General features: G+C 42.4%; 20 protein-coding genes and 1 riboswitch. Of the genes, 6 read left to right on the top strand and 14 right to left on the bottom strand.

All coding sequences use genetic code 11. The features are described from left to right. Positions 1-837 precede the first annotated feature (837 nt). The 5 genes from yhaM to HDC33_RS14010 form a co-directional block, all read right to left on the bottom strand. Positions 838-1776 (bottom strand): 3'-5' exoribonuclease YhaM, encoded by a 939-nt coding sequence (gene yhaM / locus HDC33_RS14030; protein WP_179393193.1) that lies wholly within the window; start codon positions 1774-1776, stop codon positions 838-840. Continuing rightward, entirely contained in the window at positions 1773-4673 is a 2901-nt protein-coding gene (locus HDC33_RS14025) for an ATP-binding protein (protein ID WP_179393192.1), read from the bottom strand. The genes yhaM and HDC33_RS14025 overlap by 4 nt, the downstream gene beginning before the upstream one ends. Before the next feature lie 9 nt (positions 4674-4682). Further along, complete coding sequence (locus tag HDC33_RS14020) at positions 4683-5903, bottom strand: metallophosphoesterase family protein (protein WP_179393191.1); 1221 nt, start codon at positions 5901-5903, stop codon at positions 4683-4685. Positions 5904-5997: 94 nt separating this feature from the next. After that, the gene (locus HDC33_RS14015; protein ID WP_179393190.1) at positions 5998-7263 is read right to left on the bottom strand and encodes an ABC transporter permease; all 1266 of its coding nucleotides are present in this window, start codon (positions 7261-7263) and stop codon (positions 5998-6000) included. Further along, positions 7256-8155 (bottom strand): ABC transporter ATP-binding protein, encoded by a 900-nt coding sequence (locus tag HDC33_RS14010; RefSeq protein ID WP_179393189.1) that lies wholly within the window; start codon positions 8153-8155, stop codon positions 7256-7258. The genes HDC33_RS14015 and HDC33_RS14010 overlap by 8 nt, the downstream gene beginning before the upstream one ends. 180 nt (positions 8156-8335) lie before the next feature. Here HDC33_RS14010 and HDC33_RS14005 point away from each other — a divergent pair, with 180 nt between their 5' ends. Then, positions 8336-8521, top strand: coding sequence for a YhzD family protein (locus HDC33_RS14005; RefSeq protein WP_179393188.1), 186 nt, complete (start codon positions 8336-8338; stop codon positions 8519-8521). A 74-nt stretch (positions 8522-8595) separates the two neighbouring features. Next, positions 8596-9000, top strand: coding sequence for a methylglyoxal synthase (gene mgsA / locus HDC33_RS14000; protein WP_179393187.1), 405 nt, complete (start codon positions 8596-8598; stop codon positions 8998-9000). Between the two features lie 801 nt (positions 9001-9801). On the opposite strand, the gene HDC33_RS13995 is transcribed toward mgsA, so the two are convergent. The 5 genes from HDC33_RS13995 to HDC33_RS13975 all read right to left on the bottom strand — a co-directional run bounded on the left by HDC33_RS13995 (position 9802) and on the right by HDC33_RS13975 (position 14242). Further along, positions 9802-10581 carry an enoyl-CoA hydratase gene (locus HDC33_RS13995; protein ID WP_179393186.1) on the bottom strand — a complete coding sequence of 260 codons (780 nt, stop codon included), beginning with the start codon at positions 10579-10581 and terminating at the stop codon, positions 9802-9804. A gap of 69 nt (positions 10582-10650) precedes the next feature. After that, a complete protein-coding gene (locus tag HDC33_RS13990) occupies positions 10651-12159 on the bottom strand; it encodes a coproporphyrinogen III oxidase (RefSeq protein WP_179393185.1) in 1509 nt (502 codons plus the stop codon). A gap of 114 nt (positions 12160-12273) precedes the next feature. Then, positions 12274-12621: a YlbF/YmcA family competence regulator gene (locus HDC33_RS13985; RefSeq protein WP_179393184.1), complete on the bottom strand. Its 348-nt coding sequence runs from the start codon at positions 12619-12621 to the stop codon at positions 12274-12276. 11 nt (positions 12622-12632) lie between these two features. Then, the gene (locus HDC33_RS13980) at positions 12633-13790 is read right to left on the bottom strand and encodes a DUF445 domain-containing protein (RefSeq protein WP_370457481.1); all 1158 of its coding nucleotides are present in this window, start codon (positions 13788-13790) and stop codon (positions 12633-12635) included. 68 nt (positions 13791-13858) lie between these two features. Further along, on the bottom strand, positions 13859-14242 hold the full coding sequence (locus tag HDC33_RS13975; RefSeq protein WP_370457480.1) for a ferritin-like domain-containing protein: 384 nt from the start codon (positions 14240-14242) through the stop codon (positions 13859-13861). Positions 14243-14319: 77 nt separating this feature from the next. On the opposite strand from HDC33_RS13975, the gene HDC33_RS13970 reads away from it, so the two are divergent. Both HDC33_RS13970 and HDC33_RS13965 read left to right on the top strand, forming a co-directional pair. Further along, positions 14320-14523, top strand: coding sequence for a YheE family protein (locus HDC33_RS13970; protein WP_179393182.1), 204 nt, complete (start codon positions 14320-14322; stop codon positions 14521-14523). Between the two features lie 52 nt (positions 14524-14575). Continuing rightward, positions 14576-14728: a hypothetical protein gene (locus HDC33_RS13965; RefSeq protein ID WP_179393181.1), complete on the top strand. Its 153-nt coding sequence runs from the start codon at positions 14576-14578 to the stop codon at positions 14726-14728. Positions 14729-14930: 202 nt separating this feature from the next. Here the strand turns inward: HDC33_RS13965 and HDC33_RS13960 are convergent, their stop codons facing one another. The 3 genes from HDC33_RS13960 to HDC33_RS13950 all read right to left on the bottom strand — a co-directional run bounded on the left by HDC33_RS13960 (position 14931) and on the right by HDC33_RS13950 (position 17380). Next, complete coding sequence (locus HDC33_RS13960) at positions 14931-15767, bottom strand: GGDEF domain-containing protein (RefSeq protein WP_179393180.1); 837 nt, start codon at positions 15765-15767, stop codon at positions 14931-14933. Positions 15768-15784: 17 nt separating this feature from the next. After that, positions 15785-15868: riboswitch (cyclic di-GMP riboswitch) on the bottom strand. A 186-nt stretch (positions 15869-16054) separates the two neighbouring features. Further along, complete coding sequence (locus tag HDC33_RS13955) at positions 16055-16678, bottom strand: FMN-binding negative transcriptional regulator (RefSeq protein WP_179393179.1); 624 nt, start codon at positions 16676-16678, stop codon at positions 16055-16057. 75 nt (positions 16679-16753) lie between these two features. Further along, positions 16754-17380: a LysE family translocator gene (locus tag HDC33_RS13950; RefSeq protein WP_179393178.1), complete on the bottom strand. Its 627-nt coding sequence runs from the start codon at positions 17378-17380 to the stop codon at positions 16754-16756. Between the two features lie 132 nt (positions 17381-17512). Between HDC33_RS13950 and pdxR the strand changes: the two genes are divergently transcribed. Next, positions 17513-18895: a MocR-like pyridoxine biosynthesis transcription factor PdxR gene (gene pdxR / locus HDC33_RS13945; protein WP_179393177.1), complete on the top strand. Its 1383-nt coding sequence runs from the start codon at positions 17513-17515 to the stop codon at positions 18893-18895. Between the two features lie 359 nt (positions 18896-19254). Continuing rightward, a complete protein-coding gene (locus HDC33_RS13940) occupies positions 19255-20082 on the top strand; it encodes a carbonic anhydrase (protein WP_179393176.1) in 828 nt (275 codons plus the stop codon). Positions 20083-20199: 117 nt separating this feature from the next. Here the strand turns inward: HDC33_RS13940 and HDC33_RS13935 are convergent, their stop codons facing one another. After that, positions 20200-21957, bottom strand: a complete 1758-nt coding sequence (locus HDC33_RS13935; RefSeq protein ID WP_179393175.1) for an ABC transporter ATP-binding protein — start codon at positions 21955-21957, stop codon at positions 20200-20202.

Below are 21957 nucleotides of genomic sequence, written 5' to 3'. Positions count from 1 at the left end.
TTCAATTGGCTCAAGCCGTTCCCGCGAAGAAAGCAACCTCAGAGGAAACCTCATAAGGTTGCAGTCATTGCTTGTGTGAATACGTTCTCGAAAATCGCATTTCACCTTATTCAACACAGAGTCCTTTTTGATTACGAAGCAGCCCAAACCAGTTCGTAATAGGATATCTAAACTATAGCGTAGAAGACCTTTCGAAAAAGCAGACAATCGTGAGGTCTATTTGTGATACTTAACTTCTCTAGCGGCGAGCCCTCGTATTCCTATTCTTTCTTGATTCCTCTCTCTTGTTGCTTGTAGTGGAAGCGCTCGACTCCTGCGGGAATAGCATGAGCCTTGAGACCCCGCAGGGAGCGAAGCGGACGAGGAGGCTCAAGCCATTCCCGCGGAAAGCGAGCGCTGGAACGAAAAGCAATTGCCTTGGGATATTCTAAATTCCCTCCACCATTTTTTTAGAAATTACTTGATTAGAGGTAAGAAAGTGCCTGTCTGGAACGGAAATCCATGGCTTCCAAGATAAAAAAGCGAGAATGGAAAACGATAAGTCGTTTCCATTCTCGCAATGATATTTCTAAGAGGACTTTTTCAGTGCCCTCCTTTAAAGGTGACAGCTTTTTTCATGTGTATTTCTGCATTTACTACCTTTTAGATTGAATTATTGAATAGTAAAATAAAATAAGCGAAGGCGCCTTACTGGGGTAGCCGAAGCCATAAGACTGACGACGAAGTTGTCTGGCTTATGGCGGGAGGCATCCCCAAGCGCCGAAGCGTGTATAACGGTCAATCCTTATTCGGCCTTACAATGGCGGACTTTTTTTCAGTAGCAGCGTTGAGGATTTATCATTCAATAGATGGTTTATAAAATGAACGGTTGTCGAGCGGGAAGATTCTTTCCGTGAATTCACCCGGAGTCGTCTTACCGAGTGCACGGTTCAACATGTTCATCTTCGCGTCGATGTTGTCGATGTAATGAAGCATTTCCGCTTCTTTCAGCATTGGCCGTTTCGGGCTGCCCCATTCTTCTTTACCGTGATGGGATAATACCATATGCTGAAGTAACATCACTTCTTCACCGGTAATATCAAGTTCATCCGCCGCTTTTGAAATTTCATTGACCATTATCGTAATATGACCTAAAAGATTCCCTTCGACCGTGTATTGCGTTGCAATCGGGCCTGAAAGTTCGATTACTTTCCCAACGTCATGCAAGATGATTCCCGCGTACAATAAATCCTTATTGAGCGTAGGATACAGATCGGCCAACGCTTTACCAAGTTTCAGCATGGAAACAACATGATCGATAAGGCCAGATACGTAGTCGTGATGATTTCTAGTCGCCGCTGGATACGTCATGAATGCCGTCTGATGCTTTTTCAATAGATGACGAGTAATCCTTTGGATATGGGGGTTTTGCATTTCAAAGAAATATTGCATCAATTCTTCATACAGCACTTCTTTACTCGTTTCCGATGAAGGAACTAAATCGGAAATCGACACGCCTTCCTCCTCTTTGACGGGGCGTATGCTTTTGATGCGCAGCTGGTTTTTCCCGCGGTATTCGTGGACTTCCCCTCCTACTTTGACAATTGTTGCGCCGGCATAGGTCTTTGCATGCTCATCGGTTGTATCCCAAAGTTTTGCTTCGATATCACCGCTTTTATCTTGTAATATTAACGTCATGAACGGTTTTCCTTGTGTCGTAACTCCTTTTGTCGATTGTTTGATTAGCAAGAAAAGGTCCAGCGGTTCTCCAGCATTGTATTCTGCAATTTTTCTCATAAGACCATCGCTCCCTGTCCGCTTCCAATATCGGAAACATGTAGTATTGTTGCCTCCCGCCATTTATCTTTCATCGCTTCGTGGCATGTGAAATAAATGAATTGATGCTTGTTTTGTAGATTGTCCAATAGTTCAATCATACGCGAAAGTCGCTCTCCGTCAAAGTGGACAAATGGATCGTCCATCATCACGGGGAATGGAGCCGTACTAACTATGGATTCAGCCAGTGCCAGTCGAAGTGATATGTATGCCTGCTCTTTTGTCGCTTGGCTCAGCTCGACAATCGGATAACGCATCCCTTCCTTTGACAGCACTTCAAAATGGCCCGTTTCCGTCACGGTAAGCGATTCATAATTTCCGCCCGTCAGCCCACAGAACAATTTTTCCGCCACCTCAAGGACTTCCGGCAATTTTTTCTCTTTCAGCTCCGACATCGTCCGTTCGATCGCTTCAGTAATCGCCTTGCGCTCAGACCACTTCCTCGCCAAATCTGCAAGTTCCGCTTTTTTGATTTCGAAGAGTTGCAGTTTACGTCCGTAATTTTCATCGGTTAGAAGTTGCTCCATTTTAGCGGTGACGAGGGATTTCTCGTCGATGAGCGCATTTAGTTCTTCATCTATTGACGAAAGTGCTACGCTGTTTTCGGCCGCTTTTTTCAGCAATTCATCTTCCGTGACACCGTCAGGCGATTCAATAGGACCGTGGACGGCTAATTGGGCATTGATATCCTCCAGTTGCCCCTCTAGAAGAATCGCTTCCTGGAAGGTATCATACGCACTATAAAAGGCCTCCTCCGTTTCCACTCCCGCTTCTGCAAGCAATGTCTGCACTTTTTCCTGCAATGTATATACGAGTTCAGATATTTCTTTCAGCGCCGTTTCATTACGCTCTAAACCTGAAGTCACCGACTTACTCGTTTCCGCCTGTTCTTTCAAGCGAATGTATTCCCTTCGCAGCATCTCATACACCGCTTCATGCGACACGGACTTCTGCAACACTTTTTCCGCTTGTAAAGCCCGTCCAGAGATATTCTCCATCAGCGTTTGTCTGAGTGAAATAGCTTCCTTCAAATCCCTCGCGACTTCTTGTACTTCCCGGATCATACGGAATAGTTCCGGAATAATACCCGTCGATGGTATTTCTTCGAAACCATATAGCCGCAGAAAGGCTGCCAGTCGGGATTCTAGCTGACGTCTATCGCTATGGGTGCTTTCAATTTCCGATGTCAGCGTTTGATAGTTCCTTTCAAGTACCATAAACTCTTCTTGCAACTCTTCTTTCTTTCTCGTAAACAGCCCAATTCTTTCTGTAAGTTCTTCCATCTGCCGCTCGTTCCCATCATATGCGGCGATGATCTTTTCCATTTCCTTAAGCTTCGAAGTATCCCTCGAACGGACCTCTTTTTTCGAATAAAAGAAAATCCCTAAAGCACCGACGATTCCCCCCGCCACTACAACGAACCATTCTTGTTGCATGAAACCGAAAACGATGAATGCGAGTGCCAGTACCAATAGCATCGCAGGTGTCATCAAAGAGCTCTGTTCCGTCGCCCGTCCTTCAAATGAAACATACGCTTTTGCCTCGGCAAGTTGCTGGCGTATTCTCGGCCACTGCCTCGCATCTTCGAATTCTTCCGCGGAAGGGGCGGAACGCCCGATTCCGACGAGTGCCGATTCTGTAGCAGACAATTCATTTTCCAGTTGAACAAGCTGACGATTCATAAATCCTATTTGCTGATCGTTTTCAGTTAGACTATCAATGATTAGATGCATCTGTTCTTCCTTTTGGATTGATACATCCGCCTTAAAAAGAACCGTCTCCGCTTCCACTTCTTTCATACCGAGCCTGTCGAGAAGCCGGCCTTTCAAACTTGTTAACTGTCGGATTTCATTTTCCGCTGTAGTAACGGCTGTTTGCCATTTATGCCACTCCGATTCTTTCGCCAGAAGGATTTCAAGTTCCGCAACCCTTTCAGGCTCATGTTGCCGTGGCAAACGCGCAGCCAACTCAGATACTTCTTCTTCCATTCTTTTTTTAGCCGATTCAACTTCTGTCAATTTCCCCGCAAGCACTTCGTAGCGACGTATCCCATCTGCCGGAAAGGTACTCTTTCTTACTTGCGACAACCGGAATTGAAGTGCTTGCCGTTTGTTGTGAAGAGGGAGAATCTGCCGCACAACGGTGAGCTTCTGCGACTCTAACGCCAATTCTTTTTTCCGTTCTCTTACTACTGAAATCCGTTCATCGATTTTCTGAATCCGTTCAAGTAAAGGCGTATATTCCGCTATCTTTTCTTGTTCATCCTTCAATTCCTTTTCCAATTCCCTGAGTTCGGCAATCTTAAGGTTCATCCGTGGATTTCTTCCTGACTTTTTGAATAAATCCCCCAATTCTTTTTCCAGCCTGTTTCCAAGCTGTAACAGGGATTCGACGCCTGTCGTTCCTGAAGCAAGAAGCGTCCGGCTCAATTCGTTTTCATCCATTTTCTCGAATCCTTGCAACTGTAAAAGCGAGAATGAAAAGATGGATTCAAATGATGCCCTGTCATACTGACGAAGCAGAGCGTTCAACTCCTCTTCGCCGCCTTTCCTTCCATCCTCGAAATAAACGGTGACATCTCCCGCGGACTTCCCCCGAATCCTTTCAACGATGCATGTCCCGTATGTATCATCCGATAAATGCAGTTGACCGCCGTACTTGCCGCCAGATTTCGGCTCGTACCGCGATAACACGCTGTTTTTCTGGGGGAATCCAAAAAGGACCTGAAGGATAAACTGTTGGATAGTCGTTTTCCCGGCTTCATTCAATCCATACAAAACGGTGATGGAAGGACCGAAATCCAGTGTGACATTTTCATGTTTTCCAAATCCATAAATGATCAGCTTCTCGATTTTCATAGCAATGCCTCATTCCAGTCCCGTAATTTCTGCCGTTAGTAACGCAGTCGCCCCGGCTTTGACGTCAGCGATTTCCTCTTCCGACAAAACGTCGAGGTATTTGACGCCCCTTGCATGCTGATAGACATCTTTCAAAACGTCTTTCCAATCATCAATCGTCCATCCGTCAATCATGTCGGCTACAGACTGTACAAGCGCCCCTGGTGCTATCGAAAGATTCAACTGGCCGGCAAATGCAATCTTCTGAATCCAGACATATGGTTCGTTTTCCCCGATATAATCACGAAGCACTTCAAGCCATTCTTCCTCCGGTGATTGAGAGAACAGGTCCGCTGTTCCATTATCAACATCAACCATCGTCAATTCCACAATCCCAGCGCCGTTTCTAGTACTAAATGATTCTAGCGCTTCCGAACATGCCGTCAGCCATTCATTCGCATGGCGGATACCCGAACAAGACACTTCTAGCCGATCAAAAACAATCGCCGATGTCGCCACGAAATGAAGTGACGCACTCGTTTTCGACAATTCGACTTCATAAAACCCTTTCGCGCCGCGCTCATTGCGATGACGCCCTTGCAAATTGCCCGGATAGACGATGGGAGGCTCTTCATGCAACTGTTGCCTAAAGTGAATATGCCCCAGCGCCCAATAATCGTACTGCTTGGCTAGCAGCTCACTTTTTGTGAACGGCGCATAAACTGCATGTGTTTCATCTCCGGCCAAACTGCCATGCAGCATGCCGATATGGAACGCATCATGATGTTCAGCAACAGGATACCAGTCAATCACTTTGTCGCGGATATGCCTTTCCTTATAGCTGAACCCATAAATGACTACTTCCTGCCCGTTTACGCTGAGCTTCGCCGCTTCAACATTCTCGTTGAAAACATGTACATTCGGCGGCAGGTCGAATCGGGTCCACCTTCCATCTAGATGGTCATGGTTCCCATACGAAATGACCGCAGGAATGCTTGCCGCATCCAATTTCCGCATCCCTTCCCGGAACTTCATCTGCGCACGCAAACTCCGGTCTTCACCATCATAAATATCACCCGCAATCAAGACGAAATCAGGTTTTGTTTTGACTGCATGCTCAATCAATTTATTGAACGCGGTAAACGTGCTATCGCGTAAATTGTTCAGACGATCAACCGGCAACCCTGTCATGCCTTTAAAAGGGCTGTCAAGATGCAAATCAGCCGTGTGGATAAATCGGATTGATGACAAGCGATCCCCCTCCTTCACACAACGAATACTTGTTCTTATTTTACCATAAATGAAAAGACTCTGCGAATAAATACAGAGTCTTTTCACATCTCGCTTATTCTTTTCCGAGCTGGATTGCTTTTTTTATATCTTTCAACGAACGGGACGGTCCGTACATAAGAACGCCGCCGCGGTAAACACGAGCTCCGAACCAACCAAGAAGGAAAATCGTCACAAGCATGATTGCAATCGACAATAATGGTTCCCATACTGGCAGGTCGAGCATTCCGACGCGCAGGAACATGACGAGCGGGGCAAAGAACGGGAAGAATGAAGCATACTTGAGATACGCCATCTCCGGATTGCCAAGCCCCGTTGCAGCAATCATGAATCCTGCTACAATCAGCAATGTCATCGGCATGATGATCTGTTGTACATCTTCCGTCCTGCTAACGAGTGAACCTAGAAGTGCCGCCAGCGTCGCGAAGAGAAAGTACCCCAACAGGAAGAAGACGAGTGCATAGACAAGCGTCCCCATATTCATAGTTGAGAAGCCGAAAACCGAAAAGAAGCCGTCCGCCATTTCTGATGTTGTCGTCTTCAATGCTATATAACCCGCCAGACCGAGCAATGCCATTTGCAACAGCCCAAGCGAACCAATACCAAATACTTTCGCGAACATATGTTTAACAGGAGACACGCTTGAAATAAGAATTTCCATCACACGGGATGATTTTTCTGCCGCTACTTCTGTTGCAATCATGCTTGAATAAATGATGACTGCAAAATAGATCAGAAACATGAGCACATAAACAAGTCCGCGCGCTTGGCTCAGCTCTTCTTCCGTTTTTGCCGATGCAGATACCGATTGCAGCTCGAATTGAATGGGTGCAAATAGTGTCTGCACTTGTTCGCCGGTCAATGATAATTCTTCCGCTTTCATTTCCGTTTGAATCGACTGGAGTGCATCTTGCAGCATCATCGGAAGAGCACTTTCCATGGCACTCATCGATGTATAGTTTGCTTGAATCGTATTTGTATCGTCAAGTGCAAGCGTAAGGAAGGAATCGATTTCCCCCTCTTTCACCTGATCCGTAAGTGTCTTTTCCGATTTTCCGGATAGTTCCATCTGAATGTCTGATTCACTTGACTCGAGTTGCACTTTTAACCGTTCAGCCAGAACACCGCTTTCATCAAGCACTTGCATTACTTCCGACGTATCTCCATCTCCACCCGTCACACTTTTAACTGTATCAATGATTTTCTCCATGTTTGCAAATAGGAAGACCGCCGCAATCATGATTGATGTCGTTATGATGAAAGATTTCGTTTTCGCTTTTGTCATAAATGCCTGTTTAAAAATGATCATGAATTCACGCATGTTGCTTCCCCACCTTTTCGATGAAAATCTCTTGTAGCGAAGGTTCTTCAATTCCAAAATGACGAATCGGACCTGATTTCAACGCCGCTGTCAGCAAATCATTCGCAACTTGTTCGGACTCGACTTGGTAAAGCGCACCCTCAATCGATTTCTGTACGGATGTAACACCTGCAATAGCTTCCAGATGCGCTAAATCATTGTCTGAATTTATGCGTACATTCTGCTTACCGAATGACCGTTTCACATCGCGGAGTGTACCGCTGACAACTTGTTTCCCTTTGTCGATGATGCTTAGTTGCTCACATAACTCCTCGACATGGTCCATACGATGGCTTGAGAATACAATTGTTGCCCCATCGTTGCGAAATTGAAGGATTGCCTCTTTCAACATTTCGACGTTAACCGGATCCAAACCCGAAAACGGCTCGTCAAGAATCAAGAGTTGAGGATTATGCATAAGGGAAGCAACTACTTGGATCTTCTGCTGATTCCCTTTGGATAGTTCTTCAACTTTTTTATTGGCATAATGAGTGATTTCCATTCGATTCAGCCATTTATTCATTGCCATCCTTGCGTCCGACTTTTTCATACCGCGCAATTGCGCAAGGAAAATGAGTTGCTCCTCTACTTTCATTTTCGGATAAAGTCCGCGTTCTTCGGGTAAATAACCGATTTCGGGACTCGTCGCATAAGAAATCGCTTTTCCGTTCCAAGTAATTTTCCCCTCATTTGCGTTCAATAGGCCGAGTATCATGCGGAACGTAGTAGTCTTTCCCGCCCCGTTTGCCCCTAGAAATCCGTACATCGTGCCTTTTTCAACAGACAGTGTCAAATCATCCACCGCAGTATAATCCCCGAACCGCTTCGTTACATTTTCAAGTAGCAATGACATTGTATTACCCCTTCCTTTTCTCCATAGTAACTATACGTTTCTATCGCACTGAAGTTTCAACTTAATTTCTTCTATAAAAAAAGTGGTGTCAGCCTTCCCAAATAATGTGATTATTTACAAATTTCTTTTCCGCGTCCTTCGTAGTATAATGAATGAAATAGAGTGGGAAGGGTGAATTATGTGAGAACATATAAACTGACAGCTTTCGAACCAACGGGGGAAATAATTACAGAAGAAACATTTACTGCTGAAACGGACGATGCAGCAAAAGAAAAAGGACAAGTGATGCTCGAGGAGAAAAGCCTTCTCGGAAAAACACACCGCCTTGCATCTCCTGCCGGGAAGTTATTATTATTCCATTCTTGAACTGGAGTACATCGAAGTGATTTATAAATCGGGATGGAACGCTATCATCCTACCTATAAACGAGGTGTTGAGAAGTGAAAATAGCGTTAATTGCGCACGATGAAAAGAAAAATGAGTTGGTGAATTTCACCATTGCTTATGAACATATTTTCTCAAAAAATAAACTATACGCAACTGGTACCACCGGCAAAAGAATTATGGAAGCAACAGGACTTTCCGTGAATCGACTGATGTCCGGACCTTTAGGAGGCGATCAGCAGATTGGTGCCATGATTGCAATGGGTGATCTGGATTTAATCATTTTCTTCCGTGATCCATTGACGGCACAGCCACATGAACCTGATGTGAGTGCATTACTGCGCCTTTGCGACGTATATGGCGTTCCGCTTGCTACGAATATTGCAACAGCCGAGCTATTAATCCGTGCTGTTGAAGAAGGTTATTTTTCCTGGCGTGAAATGATCGATAAATATAAATAAGACTTCATCAAAATAAAAAGTATCAAGCACGTACCCGGGTATGCAACGGATACATGCTTGGTACTTTTTTATTTATGCTAGCAGGTTAAGACTGAACTCGATGGATCTTCCTGGGTGTAATAAGGCCTTTGGGATTGTCCATTAGTATAGATATGGAATATGGATTTTCCATCATACACGCTTCGGCGCTTTGTGGATGCCTCCCGCGATAAGCCAAGCGGAAAACCACCGCCAGTCTTATCGCTTCGGCTACCACATGAAAGGCGCCTTCGCTGGTTTTCCCTAAGAATATGAAAGACACTGAAAAAGTTCACTCTTATAGGCTGGACTTAGCATTGTCCATAATACATGCATGCCTTATATGTGGATGCTTTTCAGCAATAACCAGCGAAGGCGCCTCACAGGGGTAGCCGAAGCCATAAGACTGACTACGAAGTTGTCCGGCTTATGGCGAGAGGCATCCCCGAGCGCCGCAGCGTGTATTACGGGAGCCCCTTATTTCACTCTATAATAGTAGACGTGAACTTTCTCAGTAGCTCCAATCTACTAAAGAGAAATCAGCGAAGACGCCTCACAGGGGTAGCCGAAGCCATAAGACTGACGACGAAGTTGTCCGGCTTATGGCGGGAGGCATCCCCGAGCGCCACAGCGTGTATTACGGAAGCTCCATATCCCACCCTTTATTAGTGGACGTGAACATTAACAATACCTCATATATATCTGAGAAATACTAGCATCGATGCGGATTTAGGACTTCATTATTTCAACTTATATAGAACCAGCATCTATATTACTGACAAATCATTTCCCCGTAAACTCAGGTTTACGCTTCCCAACAAATGCCTGGATTCCTTCCAAGTGATCTGCTGTTTTCCGCATCTCTACTTGTGCTTCGCTTTCCATTTCCAGCACACTTTCAAGTTCCTTTGTTTTTTGTGCATGAAGAATATTCTTCGATGCAATCATTGCTGCAATCGGCGAGGCAAGCAGCTTATGCGCAAACAGCTCAGCTCGTTCAGTACTCTTTCCTTCTGCTACCACTTCGTCAATCAACCCTTTTTCAAGCGCTTCTTGACCATTCATCACTTTACCTGACCAAATGAGACTTTTCGCTTGAGGAACACCAACGCGTTCTTTTAAGAAGAAGTGACCAGCTCCATCCGGAATAAGACCGATACCGATAAAATTCATCGCCAGTTTAGTCTCTTCTTCCACAATGATATGGTCACAGCCAAGTACAAGACTAAACCCAAGTCCCGCCGCAGCTCCATGGACGACCGCAATCGTAACTTGCGGCAAAGAATAGAGTGCCATCGCAAGACGTGACACATCTTTCATCACTTTCCCAATATCCATTGGACTGTCAGGATCTAGCATCGCTTTAATATCCCCGCCCGCAGAAAATGCACGGCCAGCCCCTTGGATCACCAGAACCTGGACTGTCATATCACTTTTCAATGATTCAAAAACATCCGCAATTTCCTTCATCATGACACTATCCATCGCGTTCATCGACGCTGGTCTATTCAACGTTAGACGCGCAAGACGCCCCTCTTTTTTCAATTCGACAGTTTTATACATAAAAAAACACCCCTTCTAGAAATGAATTCCCATTCACTTCCTAGATTCGGTGTTTTTTCGAAAAACCCTTTATTTTTTAACAGATTCCGGAAAAATTGCATCAAGATGAGCCAATTTCTTCTGAATCGAGTCTTCATATGTCAAAATATAGGCCGCAGGATCTTTCGGATTGTAGAACTGTGTTATTTTTTCCGTTCGGGGATCAATGAACTTGCTTGAAGCCCCGCATCCGACACCGATGATTGTCTGCACTTCTTCCATAATAATGATGTTATAGATGCTTTCTTCACCAGGTTTAGCATAGCCTACGTTTTCAAGGTTGCCTAAAATATTTTTTTGTCGATACAAATAGTACGGCTCATAGCCATTTGCTGCGTTCCACTCTTCACCGAGTTTCATCATCTGCTCGACTGTCCCACGGTCTGCTACTTTGTACTTGTCTTTATTGCGGGTCATTTCAGATGCCCGTTTGAAGGACAACGTATGAACTGTCAGCGATTCAGGCTGCATCTTTTCAGTTTCTGCAAGTGAATGCTTGAATTCCTCGATGCCCTCATTCGGCAAACCGATGATAAGGTCCATATTGATGTTTTTCATCCCCATATTACGCGACAACCAAAACTTATCAACCGTTTCCTGGACAGTATGATGACGGCCGATCGCTTTCAATGTTTCATCCGTATACGATTGGGGATTGACACTGATCCGGTCGATGCCCCATTTCTTCAGCACATCGATCTTATCGGGGGTAATCGTATCGGGACGTCCCGCTTCCACAGTGATTTCCCGGACGTTATCCATGTTCGGGAATGAAGCGTACATCGTTTCATACAGCGCATCCATTTCTTCCGCTTCTATAGAAGTCGGAGTTCCACCGCCGAAGTAAATTGTCGTAATGCCCATGTCCCGCTCTGTCAGCCATTTTCCCATTTCACGGATTTCATCATGCAACCCGTCAAGGAACGACTCAACCCGTCCATTTTTACGGTGAATTGCATAAGCGGGGAATGTGCAATACGCACATTTTGTCGGGCAAAACGGGATGCCGATGTAAATACTCACTTCATTTTTCAACTCATGTAGATCGGGTACTGTACGCAACTGCACATTCGCAATTTTTGCGAGGAGCTCACTTTTTTCACTTGAAAGTCTGTGGCGTTCCTTCAACAATTGCTGAGCCTCTTCGGTACTATGTCCTTCGCGGCGGTATTTATGGTAGAGCTTCATCGGTCGGATCCCGGTAAGAATTCCCCACGATTGCTGCATCCCTGTTGCTTGTTCAAGCGTTTCAAGAAATACATGTGAATAAATCCGCTTTAACTGACGGGTAATCACTTTTTCATCGCCAGTTTCTTCTGTCTCAGAAAACTCAGCAGAATAAACAACGCCGTCCCACGTCAGGATTGCCTTCCCGACAAGTTGTCCATCAGGCGTCCGCTCCAGCGTCAAGTTTGCGTATATCGCATCTTCATCGTCCTCTTCGACTACTTTTGACTGTTCGAAAAAAAGATTTGCAAGATGCGTGAACATCCTGATCCAGCCTTGTTCGAATTTATCTTTCATGACGATTTTTTGCATAATAGGTACCCAACTTTCTATTGATAAATCCGTTAATTGTTTTCGAAATTAGCACTTACCGTACAGTATAACAAATTTCATCCCTGAAAGAAGAAAAACCGGCCTAGGCCGGTTTCAGATGGATTCGTATAGTTGCTGCACCGGTTTCATAAGAACACGGTTCACTTCTTCAATCAAGCCGCTCAGCTTCATTTCCGCTTCGAGCATTTTCATGATTTTCGGATTCTGTTGTGCGAGTTGTGCTGTTTTTTGAGCATATTCAAGTTCTTCAGCAACCGGCTCTTCACCTTGCATTTGTTTCTCCTGAAGACTCAACTGGATTTTACGGAAGTTCTTGAACAATTCAAGTGAATCGTTATCCGCTTTTACATCTTCAACCGCTTGTTGTACTTCCAAAAATTCTGCTGTTTTTCGGAATGTTGCTTCCAAATTGTTTAAATCATCGTAAATGTTCACTGTCATGTAAAGTCCCCCTAGGATAAATTTGTCGCAAAGACGATAAGCCCTTGAACGATTCCGATTATACCACCAAGCAAGGCTCCAAGTACGGTAATCATCTTGAATTCCCGTCTTGAAATCCCAAGAACGAGATCCTCCAGTACCGCGACCGGAAACGTATCGACTTGCTCTCTAACCATATCATCTATTTTTAATTTGCGGAGCGAAATCTCCAGCTGATCCCCGGCTTGTTTGAATGCAAAACCGGTCAGCGCCGGTGTTACATTGACAGCTGTCCATTCCGCCCCTTGCGGCCAATAATCGCTAATTGTCTTATTCAAGCGTTCCTCCAAAACAAGTTCTTTTTTTGCATAGGACCGGATTGAATCGAACAATCCATCCCAATCAAAACCAGAAAGTAGTTCTTCTACAGGCCGTTTTTGAAGTTTTTCCCACTCTTTAAGTATGACTGTGTTAACTAAATCAAAAGTGCCCGGTGCCGCGACAAACTTCAATGCTTCGCGCTGCACTTTTCCAACAAGTGATTCTGATTCTCCAAAAAACATGTTCACCATGTTGCCAAATGTACCTTTTGACGCGAGGAAATCATCAATCATTTTGCGAAACATCGCTTTTCCTTCATCCGATTCAAAATATTGTTCAGACCTGCCTAAAATATAAGCCGTCACATCGGGAATGCGTCCTGCTGCCTCAACCCGCCACTTTTGCGGTAGCACCTCTTCTACCGATCCCGTCGTCAATTTTAGACGAACGGCGTTAAGCTGGGTATCAAGTACCTCCAACGCTTTCCGTTCGGCTTTCTCCGCGACATTTGTCGCACCGGCAATATCAAGCCAGTCATTCAGTGATTTCTTGGAGAGAAGGATATGTTGCTCAAGTTTCTGCTGAAGGAAATTCTCCGCTTTCTTCTCCATGTCGGGCGTCAAAAATTTCTTCCTGAACGTTTCCGGGGTCAATAAATAATTCGTTACCGTCTTGCCGAGTTGCATCGCCAATTCATCGCGCCGTTTCGGTATCAGCCCCGGCGTGAATGGCAAACGGTATTTCCCAATATATTTCGCTTCATGCGGTCTGAACAGCATTTTAATCGCAAGATGATTTGTGAATCCCCCGATTAGCGCGCCGATAAAGGCCATGAATAACAAAGTCCATATAAAACCCAATTTTTTCACCTTTTTCCGTGTTGTTAAGTTCCAATTATACCAGAACAAAACCGAACGGAAAAATCCGAAGACTTTATCTAAAGTGCGCTGTACATCGTCGACATCCGGATCGCATGCTCCATTTCATCGTGCATAGCGATGAATAATGGATTATATGCTTGTTGAAAAGGTACAGTAAGAAGCATTTCCTTGTACAATTCAACTCCTTCAAGCTCGTTTACCAGCGCACGCTGGACACACTCTTTCAAGTTGTAACACGGTAAAGGTTTCTTAGGGTTTTGTACAAATCCCCCGGTCATCATATAATAGAGCTGTTGGAACATTTCATAATGGCTTTTTTCGTCTTCATACATATGTGTGAGGAAGTCTTGCCAAAGCGGATCGTTTGTCATGCCGTGCATGGATTTATAAAAATAATAATCTTTGTACTCGGCTTCAATGGCCTGCTTTAACTTATCCACAAACAAGTCAGCACCCTTTCGCTTTCTTTTCTTGATTTTATGCGTTCGGACAACGTCTTATGAAAGGAGTTATTCATATGCTGCAGCATTTCAGTTTCAAACCGATGTTTGACAATACAGAATTACCGGGATGGACATTTTCATTTTTCTTCCGTACGAAGAGATATACAGGGGACTATTTGCCTGATGGGACTATCGAATGGACCGGGGAAACGCCGCCCGAAGAGGATAATTTGAAAAAAATGATTCATGAACTGATGATTTTTCACGTTTACGACTGATTTTTGATAACTTCGGGAATACTACGCTTCATGACGAATAAGGAGGCGCAGTATGAGTAAAGAAAAATCCCCTGAAGAGTTGCGTAAAGAAAAGGAACAGTTGAAAGTACAGGACCAAAAAACCGAAAATACTTTTGAAGATAAAAGCCGGGTTCCCAACGAGCAAAATGCTTGGAAAGAAACGCAATTTAAAAGAGGCCAATAACAAAACTCCCTGCATACGATGTGCAGGGAGTTTTGTTATTCCACGTTTCAAGTTTCTTCAATGCCAACAATCCGCTTCGGGAATGCCTCCCCACAAATCATTGGAAAAGGTCATACTAATCATTCGATCACCTAGTTAGTGAAAAAAGAGTTTTCACTCAAAATCGTAAGCTCCTACAAAATAATTAGTAGCAAAAGTTCTATCAATTAATTGCTATTTGATTTCTACCGTTTTCTTTTGCTTTATATAACGCACTGTCTGACTTCTCTATAAACTCCTCTACGTTCTCACCATTGTAAATAGATACGCCAATGCTGATTGTAAAATGGATACGTTCACTTTTATAAATGAACTCTGATTTTTCTACAGCCTCACGTATACGTTCTGCTATTATCAGCCCTTCAGCAACATCGGTGTTTGGCAGAATAACTGCGAATTCTTCTCCGCCAAAACGAACGAATACACCAGTGTTTCTTACGTTATTATTAATAATACTTGAAGTATGCTTAAGAGCTTGATCCCCACATTGATGACCATAATTATCATTAACTTTTTTGAAATGGTCTATGTCTACCATCATAAAAACTAATGAACTGTTCGTCCTTTTACTAATAGGAATACTTTTTTCCATAAAAAGTTCTAAATATCTTCGATTATAAGCACCAGTTAATGAATCTATAATGGTCAGCTCTTCTACTTTTAGAAATAATTTATGTGATTTGATTATGAAGTATCCCATAGTTAGAGCAATAGACCAATTAATGAGCGAACCTAAAATAAGTGCATTTATCTCGCTATTACTAGGATTAATTTTCTGACTAAACTCTGTCGTGTACTTCAAAAAGCTATAAAAGACTCCAGACCCTATAATTACTTTCCATTTAGGATACATATTTATAATATAAATAATGGGAATAAGAGCGAGTGACCATATAAATGGATAATGTCCACTCGCTTCCTCGGTCAAAATCGTATCAATAAAAACAAGGATAACAGTAAATAAAAAGACTAATGAGTATATAAAACGTTTTCTATTCAATTACTTTCCTTACTCCTTCCGGCAACCCAGCCATCGTAGCTCAATGCTTTAGACCTGTGGTTTTGCGTCATTACCTTTCGATAATTTTGCCTTTTTCAATAGAGTTGCTAAGTAAATAAGTATACAACAGTTAGACTCTTCCAAGGTGAATTTACCTGATTTTCATCGGTGTCTATGGTTTCTTAATAAACTAACCTACCGCTTTCGTTCAATAAGAAAAAAAGCTTTACTTCTTCTTGAAGTAAAGCACCCGTTATTTTAAGTGAAAATCTTCACAAACTAACCTCTCAATTCCCCTTATTTTTTATCTTTTTCATCGCTTCTGCCAATGGATGGGAATTTAGATTTTCTTCTTCTTGTAATTTTTCAATAATGTTATGATAATCCTCTTCATTTCGATTCTGACTTAATTTATAAGCCGCTTGTACTTCTTGCACTTTTATTTTAAAGCCAACAATCCCTTTTAGTTGACTCTCTAATAGCTGAGGCGATAACTTATCCCATAATACTGGGTTTTCACGTTGCTTTTCATACTTCTCTAGCAGCTCTGATAGATCTTGTTTCAACTCTTCTTCACCTACTATACTCGCTTGGCCATATACATGTACTGCTTGGTAATTCCATGTGGGTACATTTTCATGCTCGTACCATGAAGAAGAAATATAACCATGTGGTCCCTGAAATATGACTAGAACATCGTCACATGTTTCAAATGTTCTCCATTGAGGATTTCCATATGCCATATGTCCGGTTAAATAATAATCCTCTCCATGTTTATGAAGTCCTAATGGAAGGTGGGAAGCAATGGGTTTCCCTTTTTTAGTTGTAACTATTGTAGCAAATGAGTTCCTCTCAATAAATTCTATAATTTCATTAATATTTGTGACTTGAAAATACTTTGGAATATACATAATAGCGTGCTCCTTTTATTTTAAAATGAATTACTGAAACCTTTAGTAGGAGTTCTTATAATCTTCAAAAAACGATTATGAACCTAGGAGTAATACTTGCAAGCCTAGACCGATATAAAGCAGACCTAAAACTTTTTGACCCCACCTATTTATTCCGGTCCCCCGCTTGATTAATTGTCCAATTGTTCCAGTAAAGATGGCTAAAATCGTTGTATAAATAACAGTTAATACAACAAATATTACACCTAAAATTAAAAATTGCGTTACGATTGTACCGCTCTCTGCATTGACAAATTGCGGAAATAAAGCTAAAAAGAAAAGTGCTGTTTTCGGATTCAAGGCTTCTACCAATATTCCTTGCCTGTAAACTTTAAGTAGTGACTCCTGTACAACATCAGGCATTTTTATTGATGATGCTTTTGCCAATAACGTCCGAATACCCATATATAACAAATACGCTGCTCCGGTGATTTTTATAATAGTAAAAGCGGCAGTAGAAGTCATAAGAATAGCTGAAAATCCAACAGCTGCTACTAACACATGAATGAAATCACCTGTTGCAATGCCTAGACCGGTTATAATCCCTGTTTTGGTCCCTTCATGAGCCGATCGAGTGATCGTTAACAAGACAGCAGGACCTGGTATTAAAAACAATCCGAAGACTACCAGAATAAATGCGCTCAACTCAGCAATAGTTAGCATCGAATTCCCTCCTACTATTTTTCTGATTATTTTTAAAGCTTATGGATATCGGTTACTCAACATAGTAATATAATAGTTGACATATAAAAAGGTACAATTTAAATAAAATAGACATGTCAGAGGCGATTTATAATGAAAAATATTATTTTTGCTTTAGACGATTACTCTTCCAAATACAAACAGATATATGAACGATTTAAATTATTAATTGAGCATGGGGACCTACCGGAAAACGAACAATTACCATCCATACGTCAACTGGCTGATTCCCTGTACGTCAGTCGTAATACAACATTAATGGCTTATGATCAGCTTGTGGCAGAAGGCTATATACGGGGAGAAGGAAGAGTAGGCTACTTTGTTAATGAATTAGAGCCTCATTTATTTCAGGAGGAAGCCATTTCTATTCCGAGCAAGCAAACTGAGCCGGTGACAACATTTTTCGTTGATTTTAAAGCAGGGGCTGTAGATCAAACGAACTTTCCTCTAAAAGCGTGGAGAAGAATTAGTAATTCAGTACTGACATTACAGGAGAGTTTTCTATACGGGGACCCTTTTGGTGAAATGTGTTTGCGTAAACAAATTGCTGTCTATTTACTCCAATCTCGCGGGGTAAAGACAGATTCAAATGCAATTATCATTGGGAGCAGCACACAGCAAATGTTAATTAATCTTGGACAAATCCTAAAGGATGATTTCCCAAGCGTAATCTTGGAGGACCCAGGGTATGATGGAGCAAAAGAGGCATTTCTATTCCATCGTTTTACACTTGAAACTTTACCAGTTGATGAAACAGGTGCTGAATTTTCACAATTAGAAAATATGATGTCACGCTTAATTTATGTGACACCTTCCCATCAAAGCCCAATGGGTATAAGCATGTCCATTCAACAAAGGCAAAAGCTCATTCAATGGGCTACCAAGAGAAAAGGATATATTATTGAAGACGATTATGATAGTGAATTTCGCTATACACAACAACCATTTCCGGCACTTGCTTCCATCGATTCAAAGAGAGTGATTTACCTAGGGAATTTCTCAAAGTCCTTTCTTCCAGGAATTCGTCTAAGTTATATGGTACTGCCACAATTTCTTTTAGACCTTTATATAAAACATTATCAGTATTTTGAGAGTACTACTTCCCTTCTTAGCCAGTTTACAATGGCTAAATTTATGGAAGAGGGAGAATGGAACCGTCATATTAAACGGATGCGTCTCGTCTATAAGCGAAAAATGCAGTGTATAGTTTCAGAATTAAAGGAACAATTCAAACAACATATTTCCATTATTGGGGAGCAGTCTGGTTTGTACGTTTTAGTTAAGGTACATCTAAATCGTTCAGAAGAATGGTTAATCGGGCGTGCTGCCCTTTATGGGGTTAAAGTGTATCCTACCTCCATCTATTTCATAGATAATCATTCTTCGGAAGCAATTATTAAACTTGGATTCAGTAATCTTACCTTTGATGAAATTCAAGAAGGAGTGAAGCTTTTAAAAGAGGCTTGGGGAGGCTAATATTATTACTTTATGACTTTTACTGAAAAAGTATTGGACACAACACATTAACAAACTCTAGTATATAATCTAATTATCATAAAAATAAAAAGCATTCAAAATATAGAATGCTTTTTATTTTTCTTGTTTAAGTAACTTGTTGCGTTAGTTCAATAAAAAAAGAGCTCCCTAAGCTACATAAGACCAACCTTAAATACACCGATTCGATCGCTGTACGGTCTTGTTTACGCCATTCACTTTGACAGTAATCTATGACCAATTATTAACTTCAGATGAAAATTCTTCCCAAATGAAGTATACTATATAATCTATATTAAATTAATATAGACTATAATAATAAAGGGGGACCTACAAAAAAAATGAAGAAAAAAATTATTTTCCCAATCTTGTCGACTTGTCTTTTGTTATCACTAGCTGCTTGTTCTTCTAACACAGCCGATGTGCCGAAAGAAGAAAAGGTTCAAGAAGAGAAGCAAACAACAGAGGTTCAACCAGCTCACTGGTCCTATGAAGGAGAAACCGGTCCGGAATATTGGGCGGATTTAGATCCTACGAACGCTGTCTGTACGAACGGCGAGGAACAGTCTCCGATTAACATCGAAGTGGAAAAGACAGAGAAGGAAGGCGAAGTTAGGGAACTGGAATTTAATTATGCCCCAACAAACTTTTCTTTAGCTAACAACGGCCATACGATTCAAGGAAATCCAGCAGCACTAGATAATTCCATTGTCGTAGACGGCGAAGAGTACAAGTTAGCTCAATTCCATTTCCATACTCCGAGCGAACACCAATTTAACGGCCAGAATTTTGATATGGAACTGCATCTTGTACATAAGAGTGCCAGTAATGAATTAGCCGTTATCGGTTTAATGATTAATGAAGGTGCGGCTAACTCCGCTTTAGAAGAATCGTGGAAACTCCTTCCTAAAGAAGTAACAACTAAAGATGTAAAAGTAACCGAGGCAATCGATTTAATGAGACTTTTACCGGAAAACAAGCAAAATTTCCGTTATGAAGGTTCTTTAACTACTCCTCCATGTTCAGAAGAAGTTCAATGGGTCGTCTTGGAGCAGCCAATTGAAATGTCTAAGGAACAAATTGATTTATTCCGTCAAATCTTCGAGGACAATCATCGCCCAGTTCAACCTTTAAACGACCGTGAAGTAGAAATTGAACCTAGTATGTAAACAAATGCGTATTGTTAATAATCAATCCTTACTACAGGCAAAGTATATTTAAATTTATCATCATCTATTAGTAAGGGACTTCCCACTTATGCGGAAGTCCCTTTCGGCATATTATTGTCAGTCAACCTTCGAATTACTCGAAGTCCCCGCCTGCAATTTATACATCTGTGCATACTGCCCGCCAAATTCGAGCAATTCATCATGTGATCCTTGTTCCACAATTTCTCCGCGATCCAATACTAAAATACGATCCGCGTTTTTAATGGTTGAAAGCCTATGGGCGATGATGAATGTCGTCCGCCCTTTTTTCAGTACATCCATTGCGTGCTGAATAATTTCTTCCGTTTCCGTATCAATATTGGATGTCGCTTCATCCAGAATTAATATTGCCGGATCAAATGCAAGAGCCCGTGCGAATGAAATCAGTTGGCGCTGCCCGGAAGATAGCGTACTCCCCTTCTCCACAACTTCCTCATCAATCCCGTTCGGCATATGATTCAAAACACGATCCCCGCCAACTGCATCAAGTGATTGCTGAACCTTTTCACGTGTAATACGCAAATCACCTAAGCTTATATTCGATTCGACCGTTCCGCTGAACAAATACGGGTCCTGTAAAACGATGCCCATATGATCACGTACTGTCTGGCGTGGCAAGTCGTCGATGTTTATGCCATCAATCGTAATTTTCCCTTTTGATGCATCGTAGAAACGGAACAGCAAGTTCATGATTGAACTTTTCCCCGATCCTGTATGGCCGACCAGGGCAACCGTCTCTCCTTGATTTGCTTCGAAAGAAAGGTCTTTCAAAACAAATTCCTCATCGTTATAAGCAAACCAGACGTTTTCGAACTGGACGTTGCCGCTGTAGCGTGCGATTTTATCGTCGCTCACCGGTTCCCCTTCACGATCCAATAATTTGAATACACGCTCGGCGGCGACGAGCGAATGCTCTAGATTCGCGAACTGGTTGACGATACCCGTAACTGGATTGAATAACCGTGTAATATAGTCAACGAAAGCATAGAGCATACCGACTGAAATGACACTAGTAGCGGACATCGATGCGCCGCCAAAATACCAGATGAAGAAAACGAATGTCAATGACCGGATAACGTCGACAAGATTATGTGACGTTGCCGCCTCCACCTTCAACAACTTGTTTTGGTGTCGGAAGTGCTCATCATTCAACTCCTGGAATTCATCCTCCATCTGTTTTTCTCGACGGAAAGCCTGGATAATCGTCATGCCATTTATTGATTCATTGATCATCGCGTTCATATCACTTACTTTTCCCCGGATGATATGGTTCACTTTCGAAGCAAATTTCCTGTAAGTCTTCATCCAAATATATAAAATCGGCAGGACGAATAACGTGATTGCCCCCATTTTAGGATCAAGGATGAACATGGCGATGAAAATTCCAGTGATGTACATTCCACTGATGGCAAATTGTGAAACAACCGTTACATATAAATTCCGGATCGCTTCCGTATCATTTGTAATCCGTGCCACGACTTTTCCCGCCGGTAGATTATCGAAATACCGGATTGGCAATGTCTGAATATGTTCATATAAGTCGTTTCGCATCTTTTGAATGATACGGTTAGCCGCTTTTTGCATCAGCAAATACTGAAAATACCTCATAAATGCAGTGACGACGGCAAGCCCGAAGAAGATGGCCAGCAGTTTAATAATCGGATTGAAATCGATTCCCCCGCCCGGAGCCCCCGCAATATGGTCATCGATGATTTTCTTGGCGATCATCGGTCCCGTAAGATCCGCTGCCACTGCGAAACCAAGAAGAATAAGACCTATAATAATCAGCTTTTTATAATCAAGTGCATACTTCACTAAACGTTTGCCGGTAGTCAT

It is taken from the genome of Sporosarcina sp. JAI121 (assembly GCF_013408665.1).
Classification (GTDB): Bacteria; Bacillota; Bacilli; order Bacillales_A; family Planococcaceae; genus Sporosarcina.
This window is presented reverse-complemented; position numbering and strand designations above follow the sequence as displayed.

What these genes read in the sequence shown, in the direction of transcription:
- HDC33_RS13985 (WP_179393184.1), bottom strand. Translation starts at nt 12,621, where the DNA reads ATGACAGTGAACATTTACGATGATTTAAACAATTTGGAAGCAACATTC.
- HDC33_RS13995 (WP_179393186.1), bottom strand. Translation starts at nt 10,581, where the DNA reads ATGTATAAAACTGTCGAATTGAAAAAAGAGGGGCGTCTTGCGCGTCTA.
- HDC33_RS13955 (WP_179393179.1), bottom strand. Translation starts at nt 16,678, where the DNA reads ATGTATATTCCAAAGTATTTTCAAGTCACAAATATTAATGAAATTATA.
- HDC33_RS14015 (WP_179393190.1), bottom strand. Translation starts at nt 7,263, where the DNA reads ATGCGTGAATTCATGATCATTTTTAAACAGGCATTTATGACAAAAGCG.
- HDC33_RS13935 (WP_179393175.1), bottom strand. Translation starts at nt 21,957, where the DNA reads ATGACTACCGGCAAACGTTTAGTGAAGTATGCACTTGATTATAAAAAG.
- HDC33_RS14010 (WP_179393189.1), bottom strand. Translation starts at nt 8,155, where the DNA reads ATGTCATTGCTACTTGAAAATGTAACGAAGCGGTTCGGGGATTATACT.
- HDC33_RS14025 (WP_179393192.1), bottom strand. Translation starts at nt 4,673, where the DNA reads ATGAAAATCGAGAAGCTGATCATTTATGGATTTGGAAAACATGAAAAT.
- HDC33_RS13940 (WP_179393176.1), top strand. Translation starts at nt 19,255, where the DNA reads ATGAAGAAAAAAATTATTTTCCCAATCTTGTCGACTTGTCTTTTGTTA.
- yhaM (WP_179393193.1), bottom strand. Translation starts at nt 1,776, where the DNA reads ATGAGAAAAATTGCAGAATACAATGCTGGAGAACCGCTGGACCTTTTC.
- pdxR (WP_179393177.1), top strand. Translation starts at nt 17,513, where the DNA reads ATGAAAAATATTATTTTTGCTTTAGACGATTACTCTTCCAAATACAAA.
- HDC33_RS13970 (WP_179393182.1), top strand. Translation starts at nt 14,320, where the DNA reads ATGCTGCAGCATTTCAGTTTCAAACCGATGTTTGACAATACAGAATTA.
- HDC33_RS13950 (WP_179393178.1), bottom strand. Translation starts at nt 17,380, where the DNA reads ATGCTAACTATTGCTGAGTTGAGCGCATTTATTCTGGTAGTCTTCGGA.
- HDC33_RS13990 (WP_179393185.1), bottom strand. Translation starts at nt 12,159, where the DNA reads ATGCAAAAAATCGTCATGAAAGATAAATTCGAACAAGGCTGGATCAGG.
- HDC33_RS13965 (WP_179393181.1), top strand. Translation starts at nt 14,576, where the DNA reads ATGAGTAAAGAAAAATCCCCTGAAGAGTTGCGTAAAGAAAAGGAACAG.